This window comes from Pseudomonas sp. GXM4 (assembly GCF_008923895.1).
Taxonomy (GTDB): Bacteria; Pseudomonadota; Gammaproteobacteria; order Pseudomonadales; family Pseudomonadaceae; genus Aquipseudomonas; species Aquipseudomonas atacamensis.
Genome location: NZ_WBRZ01000123.1, coordinates 1 through 16,150, shown reverse-complemented (window position 1 = coordinate 16,150; position 16,150 = coordinate 1). Strand labels below are relative to the sequence as shown.

The 16,150-nt window shown below is 60.3% G+C and carries 13 protein-coding genes, 3 tRNA genes and 1 riboswitch; of the genes, 14 read left to right on the top strand and 2 right to left on the bottom strand.

Going from position 1 to position 16,150, the window contains the following annotated elements:
* Nucleotides 1-133: 133 nt before the first annotated feature.
* From aruF to astE, 6 genes are all read left to right on the top strand, one after another.
* Nucleotides 134-1,153 (top strand): arginine/ornithine succinyltransferase subunit alpha, encoded by a 1,020-nt coding sequence (gene aruF, locus F8N49_RS16220; RefSeq protein WP_016773587.1) that lies wholly within the window; start codon nt 134-136, stop codon nt 1,151-1,153.
* A gap of 51 nt (nt 1,154-1,204) precedes the next feature.
* Nucleotides 1,205-2,230, top strand: a complete 1,026-nt coding sequence (astA, locus tag F8N49_RS16215) for an arginine N-succinyltransferase (protein WP_151551907.1) — start codon at nt 1,205-1,207, stop codon at nt 2,228-2,230.
* Nucleotides 2,227-3,696, top strand: coding sequence for a succinylglutamate-semialdehyde dehydrogenase (gene astD / locus F8N49_RS16210; RefSeq protein ID WP_178116998.1), 1,470 nt, complete (start codon nt 2,227-2,229; stop codon nt 3,694-3,696). Before astA ends, astD begins: the two co-directional genes overlap by 4 nt.
* Nucleotides 3,697-3,859: 163 nt before the next feature.
* Nucleotides 3,860-5,206, top strand: coding sequence for an N-succinylarginine dihydrolase (gene astB, locus F8N49_RS16205; RefSeq protein ID WP_071173304.1), 1,347 nt, complete (start codon nt 3,860-3,862; stop codon nt 5,204-5,206).
* Between the two features lie 57 nt (nt 5,207-5,263).
* Nucleotides 5,264-5,554 carry a hypothetical protein gene (locus F8N49_RS16200; RefSeq protein ID WP_016773591.1) on the top strand — a complete coding sequence of 97 codons (291 nt, stop codon included), beginning with the start codon at nt 5,264-5,266 and terminating at the stop codon, nt 5,552-5,554.
* Between the two features lie 12 nt (nt 5,555-5,566).
* On the top strand, nt 5,567-6,574 hold the full coding sequence (gene astE, locus F8N49_RS16195; RefSeq protein WP_151551905.1) for a succinylglutamate desuccinylase: 1,008 nt from the start codon (nt 5,567-5,569) through the stop codon (nt 6,572-6,574).
* 117 nt (nt 6,575-6,691) lie between these two features.
* On the opposite strand, the gene F8N49_RS16190 is transcribed toward astE, so the two are convergent.
* The gene (locus F8N49_RS16190; protein WP_016773593.1) at nt 6,692-7,201 is read right to left on the bottom strand and encodes a 6,7-dimethyl-8-ribityllumazine synthase; all 510 of its coding nucleotides are present in this window, start codon (nt 7,199-7,201) and stop codon (nt 6,692-6,694) included.
* Between the two features lie 103 nt (nt 7,202-7,304).
* Nucleotides 7,305-7,476, bottom strand: a riboswitch (FMN riboswitch).
* Between the two features lie 276 nt (nt 7,477-7,752).
* On the opposite strand from F8N49_RS16190, the gene ltaE reads away from it, so the two are divergent.
* The 7 genes from ltaE (at nt 7,753) to F8N49_RS16155 (ending at nt 13,712) form a co-directional block, all read left to right on the top strand.
* Nucleotides 7,753-8,757 (top strand): low-specificity L-threonine aldolase, encoded by a 1,005-nt coding sequence (gene ltaE, locus F8N49_RS16185; RefSeq protein ID WP_024014010.1) that lies wholly within the window; start codon nt 7,753-7,755, stop codon nt 8,755-8,757.
* A gap of 146 nt (nt 8,758-8,903) precedes the next feature.
* Nucleotides 8,904-11,519 carry an alanine--tRNA ligase gene (gene alaS / locus F8N49_RS16180; RefSeq protein ID WP_073472130.1) on the top strand — a complete coding sequence of 872 codons (2,616 nt, stop codon included), beginning with the start codon at nt 8,904-8,906 and terminating at the stop codon, nt 11,517-11,519.
* Between the two features lie 89 nt (nt 11,520-11,608).
* Complete coding sequence (locus F8N49_RS16175; RefSeq protein ID WP_016773595.1) at nt 11,609-12,850, top strand: aspartate kinase; 1,242 nt, start codon at nt 11,609-11,611, stop codon at nt 12,848-12,850.
* Nucleotides 12,851-13,037: 187 nt separating this feature from the next.
* Nucleotides 13,038-13,226 carry a carbon storage regulator CsrA gene (gene csrA / locus F8N49_RS16170; RefSeq protein WP_002554426.1) on the top strand — a complete coding sequence of 63 codons (189 nt, stop codon included), beginning with the start codon at nt 13,038-13,040 and terminating at the stop codon, nt 13,224-13,226.
* Nucleotides 13,227-13,288: 62 nt separating this feature from the next.
* Nucleotides 13,289-13,379, top strand: a tRNA-Ser gene (locus tag F8N49_RS16165).
* A gap of 107 nt (nt 13,380-13,486) precedes the next feature.
* Nucleotides 13,487-13,563: transfer RNA gene (locus tag F8N49_RS16160), tRNA-Arg, on the top strand.
* Nucleotides 13,564-13,635: 72 nt separating this feature from the next.
* Nucleotides 13,636-13,712 (top strand) — tRNA-Arg (locus F8N49_RS16155).
* Between the two features lie 19 nt (nt 13,713-13,731).
* Here F8N49_RS16155 and F8N49_RS16150 read toward each other — a convergent pair.
* Nucleotides 13,732-14,244, bottom strand: a complete 513-nt coding sequence (locus tag F8N49_RS16150) for a cell envelope protein SmpA (protein WP_122704210.1) — start codon at nt 14,242-14,244, stop codon at nt 13,732-13,734.
* 321 nt (nt 14,245-14,565) lie between these two features.
* Between F8N49_RS16150 and mgtE the strand changes: the two genes are divergently transcribed.
* Complete coding sequence (mgtE, locus tag F8N49_RS16145; protein WP_016773597.1) at nt 14,566-16,008, top strand: magnesium transporter; 1,443 nt, start codon at nt 14,566-14,568, stop codon at nt 16,006-16,008.
* Nucleotides 16,009-16,150 lie beyond the last annotated feature (142 nt).

Here is a 16,150-nt window from a genome sequence, read left to right as displayed (position 1 = left end):
AGCGGCCCTAGATTTTTGGGGGTGCTTCGCCCCCCAGCGGGGATAAATCCCCTCGCCACAAGTCCCATTCCTGCATCGATCTTTATGTGGGCCCGGTTTTTTCTGTGAATATTGAAGAGAAAGGAGTGACACCATGCTGGTGATGCGCCCCGCGCAAATGGCTGATCTGGGCGAGGTACAGCGTCTGGCTGCGGACAGCCCGATTGGTGTCACTTCCTTGCCGGATGACGTGGAACGTCTGAGCGACAAGATCGCCGCGAGCGAAGCTTCGTTTGCCGCCGAAGTGAGCTTCAACGGTGAAGAGAGCTACTTCTTCGTTCTTGAAGATTCCACTACCGGCAAACTGGTCGGCTGTTCGGCCATCGTCGCTTCCGCCGGTTATTCGGAGCCGTTCTACAGCTTCCGCAACGAGACTTTCGTCCACGCCTCCCGCGAGCTGAAGATCCACAACAAGATCCACGTGCTCTCGCAGTGCCACGACCTGACCGGCAACAGCCTGCTGACCAGTTTCTATGTGCAGCGCGAGCTGGTCGGATCGCCGTGGGCCGAGCTCAATTCCCGTGGCCGTCTGCTGTTCGTCGCCAGCCACCCGGAGCGTTTTGCCGATTCGGTGGTGACCGAGATCGTCGGTTACAGCGACGAGAATGGCGATTCGCCGTTCTGGGATGCGATCGGGCGCAACTTCTTCGACCTCAACTACGCCGAGGCCGAGCGCCTGTGCGGGCTGAAAAGCCGCACCTTCCTTGCCGAGCTGATGCCGCATTACCCGATCTACGTGCCGCTGCTGCCGGATTCCGCCCAAGAGGCGATGGGCCAGGTGCACCCACGGGCGCAGATCACCTTCGACATCCTGATGCGCGAAGGCTTCGAGACTGATCATTACATCGACATCTTCGACGGCGGCCCGACCCTGCATGCTCGCGTGTCGGGGATCCGTTCGATCGCCCAGAGCCGCGTGGTGCCGGTGAAGATCGGCGAGCCGGTCAAAGGCGCCGGGCGTCAGTACCTGGTGGCCAACGCGCAGTTGCAGGATTATCGCGCGGTGCTGCTGGAGCTGGATTACGCGCCGGGCAAACCGGTGACGCTGGATATGGAAGCAGCCGAAGCCCTGGGCGTCGGTGAAGGTGCCAGCGTGCGCCTGGTGGCGGTTTAACGCCTTAGCGAGTTTCACGGGTGGCGCGAGCGGCCCGTTTGAGGAGATAGCATGATTGTTCGTCCCGTACGCAGCAGCGATTTATCCGCGCTGATCGACCTGGCCCGCAGCACCGGCACCGGCCTGACCACATTGCCGGCCAACGAAGAGCGCCTGACCCACCGGGTCGGCTGGGCCGAGAAGACCTTTCGCGGCGAAGCCGGGCGTGGCGATGCCGACTATCTGTTCGTGCTCGAAGACGATGACGGCCGCGTGGTGGGGATTTCCGCCATCGCCGGCGCGGTTGGTCTGCGCGAGCCCTGGTACAACTTCCGCGTCGGTCTGACGGTCAGCGCTTCGCAAGAGCTGAACATCTACCGCGAAGTCCCGACGCTGTTTCTGGCCAACGACCTGACCGGCAATTCCGAGCTGTGCTCGCTGTTCCTGCACGCCGATTACCGCAACGGTCTCAACGGCCGGATGCTGTCCAAGGCGCGCATGCTGTTCATCGCTGAGTTCCCGGAGCTGTTCGGTAACAAGATCATCGCCGAAATGCGTGGCGTGTCCGATGACGCCGGGCGCTCGCCGTTCTGGGAAAGCCTCGGCCGCCATTTCTTCAAGATGGAATTCAGCCAGGCCGATTACCTGACCGGCGTCGGCAACAAGGCGTTCATCGCCGAACTGATGCCGAAATTCCCGCTGTACACCTGCTTCCTCTCGCCGGACGCGCGCAACGTCATCGGCCAGGTGCACCCGGATACCGAGCCGGCACTGGCCATGCTCAAGAGCGAAGGTTTCAGCTATCAGGGTTACGTCGACATCTTCGACGCCGGCCCGGCCATCGAATGCGAAACCAGCAAGATCCGAGCGGTGCGTGACAGCGAAGCGCTGGTGCTGGCCGTCGGCACGCCGGGCGATGACGCCACGCCGTTCATCATCCACAACCGCAAGCGCGAGGATTGCCGCATCACGGCTGCGCCAGCGCGACTGGCTGCGGGCACCCTGGTGGTCGATCCGCAGACCGCGAAACGTCTTCAACTCAGCGCCGGCGATCAGGTTCGCGCCGTGGCGCTGTCCGCTGCACGGGAGTCGAAATAATGAATTCGCTATACATCGCAGGTGAGTGGCTGGCCGGTCAGGGCGAGGCCTTTCAATCGCTGAACCCGGTGACCCAACAAGTGCTGTGGGCGGGCGAGGGCGCCACTGCCGCGCAGGTCGAATCGGCGGTTCAGGCTGCTCGCCAGGCATTTCCTCAGTGGGCACGTCGCACCCTCGAGGAGCGCATCAGCGTCCTCGAAGCTTTCGCCGCTGCGTTGAAAAACCACGCTGACGAACTGGCTCGCACCATCGGCGAAGAAACCGGCAAACCGCTATGGGAAGCTGCGACCGAAGTCACCAGCATGATCAACAAGATCGCGATTTCGGTGCAGAGCTACCGCGAGCGCACCGGCGAGAAGAGTGGCCCATTGGGCGACGCCACCGCCGTATTGCGCCACAAGCCCCACGGCGTGGTTGCGGTGTTTGGTCCTTACAACTTCCCCGGTCACCTGCCTAACGGTCATATCGTCCCCGCGCTGCTGGCCGGTAACAGCGTGCTGTTCAAGCCCAGCGAACTGACGCCGAAAGTCGCCGAGCTGACGGTCAAGTGCTGGATCGAAGCCGGTCTGCCGGCAGGCGTGTTGAACCTGCTGCAAGGCGCGCGGGAAACCGGTATCGCGCTGGCGGCGAACCCGGGTATCGACGGTCTGTTCTTCACCGGTTCGAGCCGCACCGGCAATCACCTGCATCAGCAATTCGCCGGGCGTCCGGACAAGATTCTGGCGCTGGAGATGGGCGGCAACAACCCGCTGGTGGTCGATCAGGTCGCTGATCTGGACGCGGCGGTGTACACCATCATTCAGTCGGCGTTCATTTCCGCTGGCCAGCGCTGCACTTGCGCTCGGCGTCTGCTGGTGCCGCAAGGTGCGTGGGGCGACAGCCTGCTCAAGCGTCTGGTGGAAGTCAGTTCGACCATTGAAGTCGGTGCCTTCGATCAGCAACCGGCGCCGTTCATGGGCTCGGTGATTTCCCTCGGCGCGGCGAAAGCGCTGATGGATGCGCAGGAACAACTGCTGGCCAACGGCGCGGTGGCGTTGCTGGAAATGACTCAGCCACAGGCACAATCGGCCTTGCTGACTCCGGGCATCGTCGATGTGACGGCCGTGGCCGAGCGTCCGGACGAAGAACTGTTCGGGCCGTTGCTGCAAGTGATCCGCTATGCCGATTTCGGCGCGGCGATCAGTGAAGCCAACAACACCGCTTATGGACTGGCCGCCGGTTTGCTCTCCGATTCCGAAGCGCGTTACCAGCAGTTCTGGCTGGAAAGCCGCGCCGGCATCGTCAACTGGAACAAACAGCTGACCGGCGCCGCGAGCAGCGCGCCATTCGGCGGTGTCGGCGCCTCGGGCAACCACCGCGCCAGCGCCTATTACGCAGCGGATTACTGCGCGTACCCGGTGGCGTCGCTGGAAACCCCGAGCCTGGTGTTGCCATCGGCTCTGACGCCTGGCGTGAAAATGGCGTAGCGCCCATTCGCTGGCAAGCCAGCTCCCACAGGGTCAGAGACGTCCACACATTTTGTGTCCGACGCGGTCAATGTGGGAGCTGGCTTGCCACCGATGGCCGCACTGCGGTCTTAAAGAATAGTTACTGAAGCCTATAACAACAGATTCTCGTGGAGCCTCGCTGATGAAATCCTATGAAGTCAATTTTGACGGTCTAGTGGGGCCGACCCATAACTACGGTGGTCTGTCCTACGGCAACGTCGCCTCGCAGAGCAACAGTCAGCAATCCTCGAATCCGAAGGAAGCGGCGCTGCAAGGTCTGGCGAAGATGAAAGCGCTGATGGACATGGGCTTTCAGCAAGGCGTGCTGGCTCCGCAGGAGCGTCCCGATGTGGCGGCGCTGCGCCGTCTGGGCTTCAGCGGTACTGACGCGCAGGTGATCGAGCGCGCCGCCAAAGAAGCGATGCCGCTGCTGGTCGCCAGTTGCTCGGCGTCGAGCATGTGGGTGGCCAACGCCGCCACGGTCAGCCCAAGTGCCGACACCGCTGACGGCCGCGTGCACTTCACCGCTGCCAACCTCAATTGTAAATACCACCGCAGCATCGAACACCCGACCACCAGCCGCGTGCTCGGCGCGATGTTCGCCAATCAACAGCACTTTGCCCATCACGCCGCTTTGCCGGCAGTGGCGCAGTTCGGCGACGAAGGCGCGGCCAACCACACGCGTTTCTGCCGTGAGTACGGCGAAGCGGGCGTCGAGTTTTTCGTGTTCGGCCGCAGTGCGTTCGACAACCGCTTCCCGGCGCCGCAGAAATACCCGGCGCGCCAGACCCTCGAAGCCTCGCAAGCCGTCGCGCGTCTGCACGGTCTGCGTGACGAAGGCGTGGTCTACGCGCAGCAGAACCCCAACGTTATCGATCAGGGCGTGTTCCACAACGACGTGATCGCCGTGGGCAACGGTGAAGTGCTGTTCTATCACGAGGACGCGTTCCTCGAGACCGACAAGATGCTTGCCGAGCTGCAAGGCAAACTGGCCAAGGTCGGCGGTAACTTCCAGTCCGTTTGCGTGCCGCGTTCGGCGGTCACCGTGGATGACGCGGTGCGTTCCTACCTGTTCAACAGCCAGTTGCTCTCGCGTGCCGATGGCTCGATGCTGCTGATCGTGCCGCAGGAATGCCAGGCCAACGAACGCGTCTGGGCTTATCTGCAAAGCCTGACCAGTTCCGGCGGGCTGATCCGCGAAGTGAAGGTCTTTGATCTCAAGCAAAGCATGCAGAACGGCGGTGGCCCGGCGTGTCTGCGTCTGCGCGTGGCGCTGAATGAAACCGAACTGGCGGCAGTCAACCCAGGCGTTATCATGACGGCCCCGTTATACGGTTCGTTGACCGCATGGGTTGAAAAGCACTACCGCGACCGCCTGAGCGAAACCGATCTGGCGGACCCGCAGTTGCTGCTTGAATGCCGGACGGCACTGGATGAACTGACGCAAATCCTTAAACTGGGCGCGGTTTATCCCTTCCAGATCAATTGATCGCCGGCGCGCTGCCTGAACGCGGCGCGCGGCGTGTCACCCCAAGAGAGTAAAAACATGAGCGATTCCCTGCAGCTGATCCTTGAAGACACCGACGGCACGCAATTGCAAACCTCGTGCACCCGCGTTGCGGTCATGTGGCAAGGCAAAGAGCTGTGGATCCAGCAGGACGGCCGTGGCCAGCTGCTGATCGGCGTGGACGTCGAGGAAGGTGACGAAGAGTACGCCAACCTGCTGCTGCGCCCATTGGCGACTAATCTGGTAAGTCTGCAACTGGAAATGGAACCGGCTGACCTCGGCGCTGACGAGGATCACGTACACGGCCCGGATTGCAACCACGACCACTAAGGAAACCGCTCTATGCTCGCCCTCGGCAAACTGCTTGAACTGACCCTCGCCGGCCGCGAACCGGCGGAGAAGACTCAACTGACTGTCGAAGGCGTGCGCATGCGCTGGTTGAGCGAAGGGGCGCTGGAAGTCCGGCCCCCGGAAACGCGCGACAATGGCCTGGACCTGCTGCTGTCGGCCGGCATCCATGGCAACGAAACGGCACCGATCGAGTTGCTCGACCGGCTGCTGCACGACATCGCACGCGGCGATCTCAAGCCGCGCGCACGCATTCTGTTCCTGTTCGGCAACCCGGAAGCCATCCGCAAGGGTGAGCGTTTCGTCGAGCAGGACGTCAATCGACTGTTCAACGGCCGCCACGAACAAAGCAGCGGCTCGGAAGCGTTGCGCGCCTGTGAGCTGGAACGGCTGGCGGCGAGTTTCTTCAGCAAGCCCGAGCGCGAGCGTCTGCACTACGACCTGCACACGGCGATTCGTGGGTCGAAGATCGAACAGTTCGCCTTGTACCCGTGGAAGGAAGGGCGCCAGCATTCCCGTCGCGAACTGGCGCGCCTGCGCGCCGCCGGCATGGAAGCAGTGCTGTTGCAGAACAAACCGTCGATCGTCTTCAGTTCGTACACCTACGACAAACTCGACGCCGAGGCTTTCACCCTGGAACTGGGCAAGGCGCGGCCGTTCGGGCAGAACGACGGCGTTAACGTTTCACTGCTGGAAACCCGTCTGAAGCAGATCATCGAAGGCACCGAGCCGGAGACAGAAGAAGGGCTGGACGGCTTGCAGCTGTTCAGCGTGGCGCGGGAAATCATCAAGCACAGCGATGCGTTCCGCCTGAATCTGCCAGCGGACATCGAGAACTTTTCCGAGCTGGAACCGGGTTATGTGCTGGCCGAGGATCTGGCCAATACCCGCTGGGTGATCGAAGAGCAGGGCGCGCGGATCATCTTCCCCAACCCCAAGGTCAAGAACGGCCTGCGCGCCGGCATCCTGATCGTCCCGGCCACAGACGAAAACCTCGCCTGAGTTCACCACATCCCGTGTAGGAGCTGCCGAAGGCTGCGATCTTTTGATCTTGCTCTTGAAGGTCGAAGGATCGCAGCCTCGTTTCACTCGTCAGCTCCTACAGGTTTTTGCCGTGCCTTAGACCGCTACAGCACGCGGCTCGGTTCGACGCAACGCGCGAATCTTCTGCAAAGTATCGGCGCAAGTCCGCGCTGCTTCCTGACCCTTGTGCACAAAGTGCTCGAAGAAGAACTTCTGGTGCTCTTCGCCCGAATGGAAGTGATGCGGGGTCAGCGACACCGAGAACACCGGCACTTCGGTTTCCAGCTGCACCTGCATCAGGCCGCTGACCACCGATTGCGCAACGAACTCGTGACGGTAAATGCCGCCGTCCACCACCAGGGCGGCGGCGACGATGCCGGCGTAACGGCCGGACTTGGCCAACAGCTTGGCGTGCAGCGGCATTTCAAAGGCGCCGCCGACTTCGAAGAAATCGATGTCCGACTCCTGATAACCCTGCACCAGCATTTCAGCGACGAAGCCTTTACGGCTCTGGTCGACGATTTCCTTGTGCCAGCAGGCCTGGATGAACGCGACGCGCTCGCCCTGTGGGTGTTTGCTTTTGCTGTCGATAGCGGTGGGTTGCATGTTCTGACTCCTGTTTGTGTGAAAAACAGGGCGTTATGAATCGAAAGGGATGCAAGGGTGCGAACGCAGGCACGGATGCACGCGGACGGCCCTTTGGCGTCGATCCCGTTCTCTCTTCATCCGGACTATGACCGTCGGCCCCGGGATCACACCGGGTCTGCTGACCTTGCCGACGCACCCGACTCAAGCCGTGTGCAACGCCAAGCGCTCGCGGGCTATGCGCATTGCGCGCAATTACCGCCGGTGGGGAATTGCACCCCGCCCTGAGAACGTTTGTGCCGCCCATAGGCGGGCGGCGGCAAGTTTGTAACACATATTTCCCGGCCATGCACATGACACTGTGGGAGCGAGCTTGCTCGCGAAAGCGGCTTCACATTCAACGAATATGCTGCCTGTTACTGCTCTTTCGCGAGCAGGCTCGCTCTCACATGGATTGTGCTTTTTCCTGAGGACGGTGATTTTTCCTTCTTCAAGGCTTGATTAATCCGCGCCATGACCGCAGTAATCCCACTTCACAAAGGGATTCCCCCATCTGACCAGAGGCCAGGTTCATGAGCGTTATCGATCTTCGCAGCGACACCGTCACCCAACCGACTCCCGCCATGCTCGAGGCGATGACCGCAGCCGATACCGGTGACGATGTGTATGGCGAAGATCCGACGGTCAATCACCTCGAGGCCGAACTGGCCAAACGCCTGGGCTTTGCCGCTGCGCTATTCGTGCCGACCGGGACCATGAGCAACCTGCTCGGCCTGATGGCGCACTGCGAGCGTGGCGATGAGTACATCGTCGGTCAGCAGGCGCACACCTATAAGTACGAAGGTGGCGGGGCGGCGGTGCTCGGTTCGATTCAGCCGCAGCCGCTGGAGGTGCAGGCCGACGGTTCACTGGATCTGGATCAGGTTGCGGCCGCGATCAAACCGGACGATTTCCATTTCGCCCGCACGCGTTTGCTGGCGCTGGAAAACACCATGCAGGGCAAAGTCTTGCCGCTGGAATATTTGGCGCGCGCGCGACGCTTTACGCAGGAGCATGGCCTGCAATTGCACCTCGACGGGGCGCGGTTGTACAACGCGGCGGTCAAGCTCGGCGTCGATGCCCGTGAGATCACTCAGCACTTCGATTCGGTGTCGGTGTGCCTGTCCAAGGGCCTCGGCGCGCCGGTCGGCTCGGTGCTGTGCGGCTCCGAGCAACTGATCGGCAAGGCGCGGCGTTTGCGCAAAATGGTCGGTGGCGGCATGCGTCAGGCCGGGTTGCTCGCGGCGGCTGGCTTGTACGCGCTGGATCATCACGTCGAACGGCTGGCGGATGACCATGCCAACGCGCAGTTGCTCGCCGAGGGTCTGCGTGAGGCCGGTTTCGTCGTCGAGCCCGTGCAAACCAACATGGTTTATGTGCAGATGGGCGACAAGGCCGCAGCACTCAAGGACTTTGCCGGCGAACGCGGGATCAGGCTCAGCGCCGCTGCGCGCTTGCGCATGGTCACGCACATGGACGTCAGCCGCGCGCAAATCGAACAAGTGATCGCGACATTCGTCGAGTTTTCACGCAAGTGACAGCGTCAGCCGTCCAATTGACCGTTTCTATCGTATAAACACGCTGTACCCCGCGCGCAGGGCCGATATAATGCGGCCCTTTGCCGTCGCTTCGTCTCACGACGTTTCGAACAGGCCTTTGGCCGCAGCCTCCGTGGAAGAACCTAATGAAAAGCGCAGAAATCCGTGAAGCCTTCCTTCGCTTCTTCGAAGAGCAAGGCCACACCCGTGTAGCCTCCAGCTCTTTGATTCCGGGCAACGACCCAACCCTGCTGTTCACCAACGCGGGGATGAACCAGTTCAAGGACTGCTTCCTGGGCCAGGAAAAACGTGCGTACACCCGTGCCACCAGCAGCCAGAAATGCGTGCGCGCCGGCGGCAAGAACAGTGACCTGGAAAACGTCGGTTATACCGCGCGTCACCACACGTTCTTCGAAATGCTCGGTAACTTCAGCTTCGGCGACTACTTCAAGCACGACGCGATCACCTTTGCCTGGACCTTCCTGACTGGCGTGCTCAAGCTGCCGAAGGAAAAGCTCTGGGTCACTGTCTACGCCACCGACGACGAAGCGTATGACATCTGGACACAGAAAATCGGTGTGCCCGCCGAGCGCATGATCCGCATCGGCGACAACAAGGGTGCGCCGTACGCTTCCGACAACTTCTGGACCATGGGCGATACCGGCCCGTGCGGCCCGTGCACCGAGATTTTCTACGATCACGGCGAGCACATCTGGGGCGGCCCACCGGGCTCGCCGGAAGAAGATGGCGATCGCTACATCGAAATCTGGAACAACGTGTTCATGCAGTTCAACCGCACCGCCGATGGCGTGTTGCATCCGTTGCCAGCGCCGTCGGTGGACACCGGCATGGGCCTGGAGCGGATCAGTGCGGTGATGCAGCACGTCAACTCCAACTACGACATCGACCTGTTCAAGAACCTGCTCAAGGCTTCGGCTGAAGCGATCGGCTGCGAAAACGGCGATCAGTCGTCGCTCAAAGTCGTCTCCGACCACATCCGTTCCTGCGGTTTCCTGATTGCCGATGGCGTGCTGCCGTCCAACGAAGGTCGCGGTTACGTACTGCGCCGGATCATCCGTCGCGCCTGCCGTCACGGCAACAAGCTCGGCGCCAGCGGCAGCTTCTTCTACAAGATCGTCGCGGCGCTGGTTGCCGAGATGGGCGAAGCCTTCCCGGAACTGCAGAAGCAGCAAAGCAACATCGAGCGCGTGCTCAAGGCTGAAGAGGAGCAGTTCTCCAAGACCCTGGAGCACGGCCTGAAAATCCTCGAGCAGGATCTGGCCGAGCTCAAAGGCACCGTGGTGCCAGGCGACGTGGTGTTCAAACTCTACGACACCTACGGTTTCCCGATGGACCTGACCGCCGACATCGCCCGCGAGCGCGGCCTGACCGTCGACGAAGCCGGTTTCGAGCGCGAGATGGAAGCGCAGCGTGTGCGCGCGCGTTCGGCCAGCTCGTTCGGTCTGGACTACAACACCCTGGTCAAGGTCGACGTGGCCACCGAGTTCACCGGTTACGCCGCCACCAGCGGCTCGGCGAAAATCGTTGCCATCTATAAGGATGGCCAGTCGGTCGACGTGCTGAGCGAAGGTCAGGAAGGCGTGATCGTGCTCAACCAGACGCCGTTCTACGCCGAATCCGGTGGCCAGATCGGCGACTGCGGTTTCATTCAGGCCGGCAGCAGCCGCTTCGACGTGCGCGACACCACCAAGACCGGCGGCGCATTCCTGCACCACGGCGTGCTGGCCTCGGGCAGCCTGACCATTGGCGCGCCGGTGGAAACCCACGTCGACGCCGAAGTGCGTCACGCCACCGCGCTGAACCACTCGGCCACTCACTTGCTGCACGCCGCGCTGCGTCAGGTGCTCGGTGAGCATGTGCAGCAGAAAGGTTCGTTGGTCGACAGTCAGCGCCTGCGTTTCGACTTCAGCCACTTCGAAGCGATCAAGCCAGAACAGATCAAGCAGCTGGAAGACATCGTCAACGCCGAGATTCGCAAGAACTCCGCCGTTGAAACCGAAGAAACCGACATCGAAACCGCGAAGAACAAAGGCGCCATGGCGCTGTTCGGCGAGAAGTACGGCGACAGCGTGCGCGTGCTGAGCATGGGCGACTTCTCGGTCGAACTGTGCGGCGGTATCCACGCCAACCGTACCGGCGACATCGGCCTGCTGAAAATCATCAGCGAAGGCGGTGTGGCATCGGGCGTGCGTCGTATCGAGGCAGTCACCGGTGCTGCGGCGCTGGCCTACTTGAACGCGGCGGAAGAACAACTCAAGGAAGCGGCCAGCCTGGTCAAGGGCAGCCGCGACAACCTGATCGACAAGCTCTCGGCGGTACTGGAGCGCAACCGTCTGCTGGAGAAACAACTCGAGCAGTTGCAGGCCAAGGCAGCCAGCGCGGCGGGCGACGATCTGTCGGCCTCGGCGGTGGACGTCAAGGATGTGAAGGTTTTGGCCGCCCGTCTGGACGGTCAGGATGGCAAAGCGCTGCTGGCGCTGGTCGATCAGCTGAAAAACAAACTCGGCCGCGCAGTGATCCTGCTCGGCGGTGTCCATGAGGAAAAGGTCGTACTGGTTGCAGGCGTAACCAAGGACCTGACTGGCCAACTCAAAGCCGGTGATTTGATGAAACAGGCTGCTGCGGCAGTGGGCGGGAAGGGCGGTGGTCGTCCGGACATGGCGCAGGGCGGCGGAGTCGATGCCGCTGCGCTGGATGGCGCGCTGGCGCTGACCGTTCCATTCGTCGAGCAGGCTTTATAAGACGGCTCGCCGGGCCCGCAGTCTAGTAGCAGCCCGGCGACTGTTCGAAAGATTATTGGGCGCCCTTCATGGGCAGAGGCGGCTTTGAAATGGCTTTGATCGTACAGAAATTTGGAGGCACCTCGGTCGGCACTGTCGAGAGAATCGAGCAGGTCGCCGACAAGGTTAAGAAATTCCGCGATGCCGGCGATGACCTGGTGGTTGTGCTGTCTGCAATGAGCGGCGAAACCAACCGTCTGATCGATCTGGCCAAGCAAATCAGTGGCGAGGCACAACCGGTTCCGCGCGAGCTGGACGTGATCGTGTCCACCGGTGAGCAGGTGACGATTGCCCTGTTGGCCATGGCGCTGATCAAGCGCGGTGTGCCGGCGGTGTCGTACACCGGTAATCAGGTGCGGATCCTGACTGACAGTGCGCACAATAAAGCGCGTATCTTGCAGATTGATGACCAGAAGATTCGCGGTGATCTGAAGGCTGGCCGTGTGGTGGTTGTCGCCGGTTTCCAGGGTGTCGACGAGCACGGCAACATCACCACTCTCGGTCGCGGCGGTTCCGATACCACCGGCGTGGCACTGGCGGCGGCCTTGAAGGCGGATGAATGCCAGATCTACACCGACGTCGACGGTGTCTACACCACCGATCCGCGTGTGGTGCCGGTTGCTCAGCGTCTGGACAAGATCACCTTCGAAGAGATGCTGGAAATGGCCAGCCTCGGTTCCAAGGTGCTGCAGATCCGTGCGGTGGAATTCGCCGGCAAGTACAACGTTCCGCTGCGCGTACTGCACAGCTTCAAGGAGGGTCCGGGCACCCTCATTACTATTGATGAAGAGGAAACCATGGAACAGCCGATCATTTCCGGCATCGCTTTCAACCGCGATGAAGCCAAGCTGACCATCCGTGGCGTGCCAGACACCCCGGGCGTGGCGTTCAAGATTCTCGGCCCGATCAGTGCCGCGAACATCGAAGTCGACATGATCGTGCAGAACGTCGCGCACGATAACACCACCGACTTCACCTTCACCGTGCACCGCAACGACTACCAGGCCGCACAGACCGTGCTGGAAAACACCGCTCGCGAGATCGGTGCCCGTGAGGTCGTCGGCGACACCAAGATTGCCAAGGTCTCGATCGTCGGCGTCGGCATGCGTTCCCACGCAGGCGTGGCCAGCCGCATGTTCGAATCCCTGGCGAAAGAAAGCATCAACATCCAGATGATCTCGACTTCGGAAATCAAGGTGTCCGTAGTGATCGAAGAGAAGTACCTGGAACTGGCCGTGCGCGCGCTGCACACGGCTTTCGAACTGGATGCTCCGGCCCGTCAGGGCGAGTAATCCGCTTCTGTGAAGGGCGCGGTCTGACCGCGCCCTTTATTTTTGAATGGCGCGAGCCCCGGAACTGTTCTTTTGCTCGCGCTGGTCAATACTCAGGCATGTAGGGCTACGATCGCTGCGGTTGTAGGTCGGGTGCCTTTTTTTTGCAGACTGTTGTCCCTGAAATGAATGGCGTAAGGAGAAAGGTATGCTGATTCTGACTCGTCGGTGCGCGGAAAGCCTGATTATCGGTGACGGCGAAATCACCGTGACCGTGCTCGGCGTCAAAGGAAACCAGGTGCGTATCGGCGTCAACGCTCCGAAAGAGGTTGCGGTGCACCGTGAGGAAATTTACCTGCGTATAAAGAAAGAGAAGGACGAAGAACCAAGCCATTAATTTTTATCGATTTTTATGTTTGCAAACGGGGAAGAAGCTGGTTAATATACGCCCCGTGTTGCGGAGAGCTGGCCGAGTGGCCGAAGGCGCTCCCCTGCTAAGGGAGTACACCTCAAAAGGGTGTCGGGGGTTCGAATCCCCCGTTCTCCGCCATTATTTGCTTAGTACGTCGTAATCTGGCTTCTTCTGTAAGTTGTTGAAATTACTAGAAAAAGTGTTTGACATAGAGATTAGACGGCCTATAATGCGCGGCAACAAATGCACTCGTAGCTCAGCTGGATAGAGTACTCGGCTACGAACCGAGCGGTCACAGGTTCGAATCCTGTCGAGTGCACCATTTAAGAGTTATTTGCTGTAAGGTGAGTAACTCGGCTTCAGCCAGTTGTGGTCTGGTTTAAAAACACAAAATGCACTCGTAGCTCAGCTGGATAGAGTACTCGGCTACGAACCGAGCGGTCACAGGTTCGAATCCTGTCGAGTGCACCATATACCAAGAAGCCCGCGTTTAACGCGGGCTTTTTGCTGTCCGGGATTTGGCTTTTCCCTTCACACAGCCTCTTTCATCAAAATCAATTTGAGCACTGCGGCCTCGCTTGAGGTCGTAACGATAGCTCGTTGTCGATGTGCGCGTGTTGATCTTGTCGGGCTTGCCCAGTGCGCTTTCGACGTCCCGCTGGCTCATGCCGGCAATCACTCGCCGATTGATGATCGCTTCGCGCCGCTGTTTGTTATCGATCAGGTTTCCACATTTGTGTTCGGTGCCACCGACGATGCCCGGTTCGCGTCCGCTGTCTTTCATGCCGGTCACTGCTTCGTGATTGAACTCCGGCATGATTGCGACCCAGCCAGGTGAGTAGGGGTGAACCTCCTGAATTGAGAGTTGCTCGCCTGTTGCGCAGCTCATCGATGTGAAGGTGACGCTGCCGTCAGCGGCCTGGCAACGATGAAGTGTGGTGGCGTTGGCAGGCGTGAAGTGGAGCAGGGCGGTCAGTAGAAAAAGCGCTGGTTTTGCTGGCATTCGATGTCCTCCATGACGATCTAAGCTCAAGGGTAGTCGCTGCTTTTTGCATTGCCGGTGTGTTTTCTTTTCAAGATGAGTCGTCGCATTTGCACGGGTCAGGCAGGTGCTCAGGTTTGTTTCGCAAGCGCTTGTTTCAGCCGTGATTTTTTCAACGTTTTAAACCGTCAGGCGTGTATCATTGCGCCCGTCAGCCCCGCCGGGGCTTATGGAAAACCTCCATGGACTTACCCAGTAGTTGTTCAGTAAACCGTTTCACCAATCATGAATTGACTGATTGATCCTTCCGGCGTGCCCCGCTGCTGGGAGTGGAGTTCGCCTATGTCCGAAATCGAAGTAAAGAAAACACAGGAAAGCCTGCAGGACCGCCTGGCTCAGGTCGTCGAGTTGCTGCAGCGCCAACGTGTCGTTGAAGACCTGACTCATCGCCAGGAAGGTCCGCACCACGACCGTGTGGAAAACCTGGTTCACCGGCAAAACCTCGTCGAGCTGCAACGCAAGCTCGATGATTTGCACTCTGCCGACGTCGCCTACATTCTCGAAGCCTTGCCGCTGGACGATCGTCTGACGCTCTGGCAACTGGTCAAGGCCGATCGCGACGGCGATATCCTTCTCGAAGTATCCGATTCCGTCCGGGAAACGCTGATCGCCGACATGGACGATCACGAGCTCCTGGCTGCGGCCAAGGACATGGACGCCGACGAACTCGCTGACCTGGCCTCCGAGCTGCCACGCGACGTTGTCCATGAGCTGATGGAAAGTCTGGATAACCAGCAGCGCGAACGCGTGCGCTCGGCCCTCTCCTATGACGAGGATCAGGTCGGTGCGCTGATGGACTTCGAGATGGTGACGATCCGTGAGGACGTCAGCCTTGAAGTGGTTCTGCGTTATCTGCGTCGCCTCAAAGAGCTTCCCGGTCATACCGACAAACTTTTCGTGGTCGATTACGACGGCGTGCTCAAAGGTGTGCTGCCGATCAAGCGTCTGCTGGTCAACGATCCGGAGAAGCAGGTCGCCGAAGTGATGGCCAGCGATCCGGTCAGTTTCCACCCGGACGAAGATGCCTACGACGCCGCTCAGGCATTCGAGCGTTACGACTTGATCTCGGCGCCGGTGGTCGACAAGAACGGCAAACTGATCGGCCGTCTGACCATCGATGAAATGGTCGACCTGATCCGTGAGGAAAGCGAAAGCGAAGTCCTCAACATGGCCGGTCTGCGCGAAGAGGAAGATATCTTCGCCTCGGTGTGGAAATCCCTGCGTAACCGTTGGGCGTGGCTGGCGGTGAACCTGATCACTGCATTTGTCGCATCGCGGGTGATCGGTCTGTTCGAAGGTTCGATCGAGAAGCTCGTGGCACTGGCGGCGCTGATGCCGATCGTGGCGGGTATCGGCGGCAACTCCGGTAACCAGACCATCACCATGATTGTGCGCGCCATGGCGCTGGATCAGGTCAGTACCGGCAACACCTCGCGCTTGATGCGCAAAGAGCTGGCGGTCGGTTTGATCAACGGTCTGGTCTGGGGCGGGGTGATCGGTGTAGTCGCGTACATGCTCTACGGCAGTTGGTCGCTTGGCGTGGTGATGACGGCAGCGATGACGCTCAATCTGTTGCTGGCGGCGTTGATGGGCGTGTTGATCCCGATGACGCTGGCGAAAATGGGTCGCGATCCGGCGATGGGCGCCAGTGTGATGATCACCGCAATGACCGACAGCGGTGGCTTCTTCATCTTCCTCGGGTTGGCGACAATCTTCCTGCTCTGACCTTGTGCAATGAAAAGCCCGTCAAATCGACGGGCTTTTTTGTGCCTGCCAAACAGATATGAGCGCAAGTACAAGTAACCGTGGCGAGGGGATTTATCCCCGCTGGACTGCGCAGCAGTCCCATTATTTTTGGGGCTGCCAT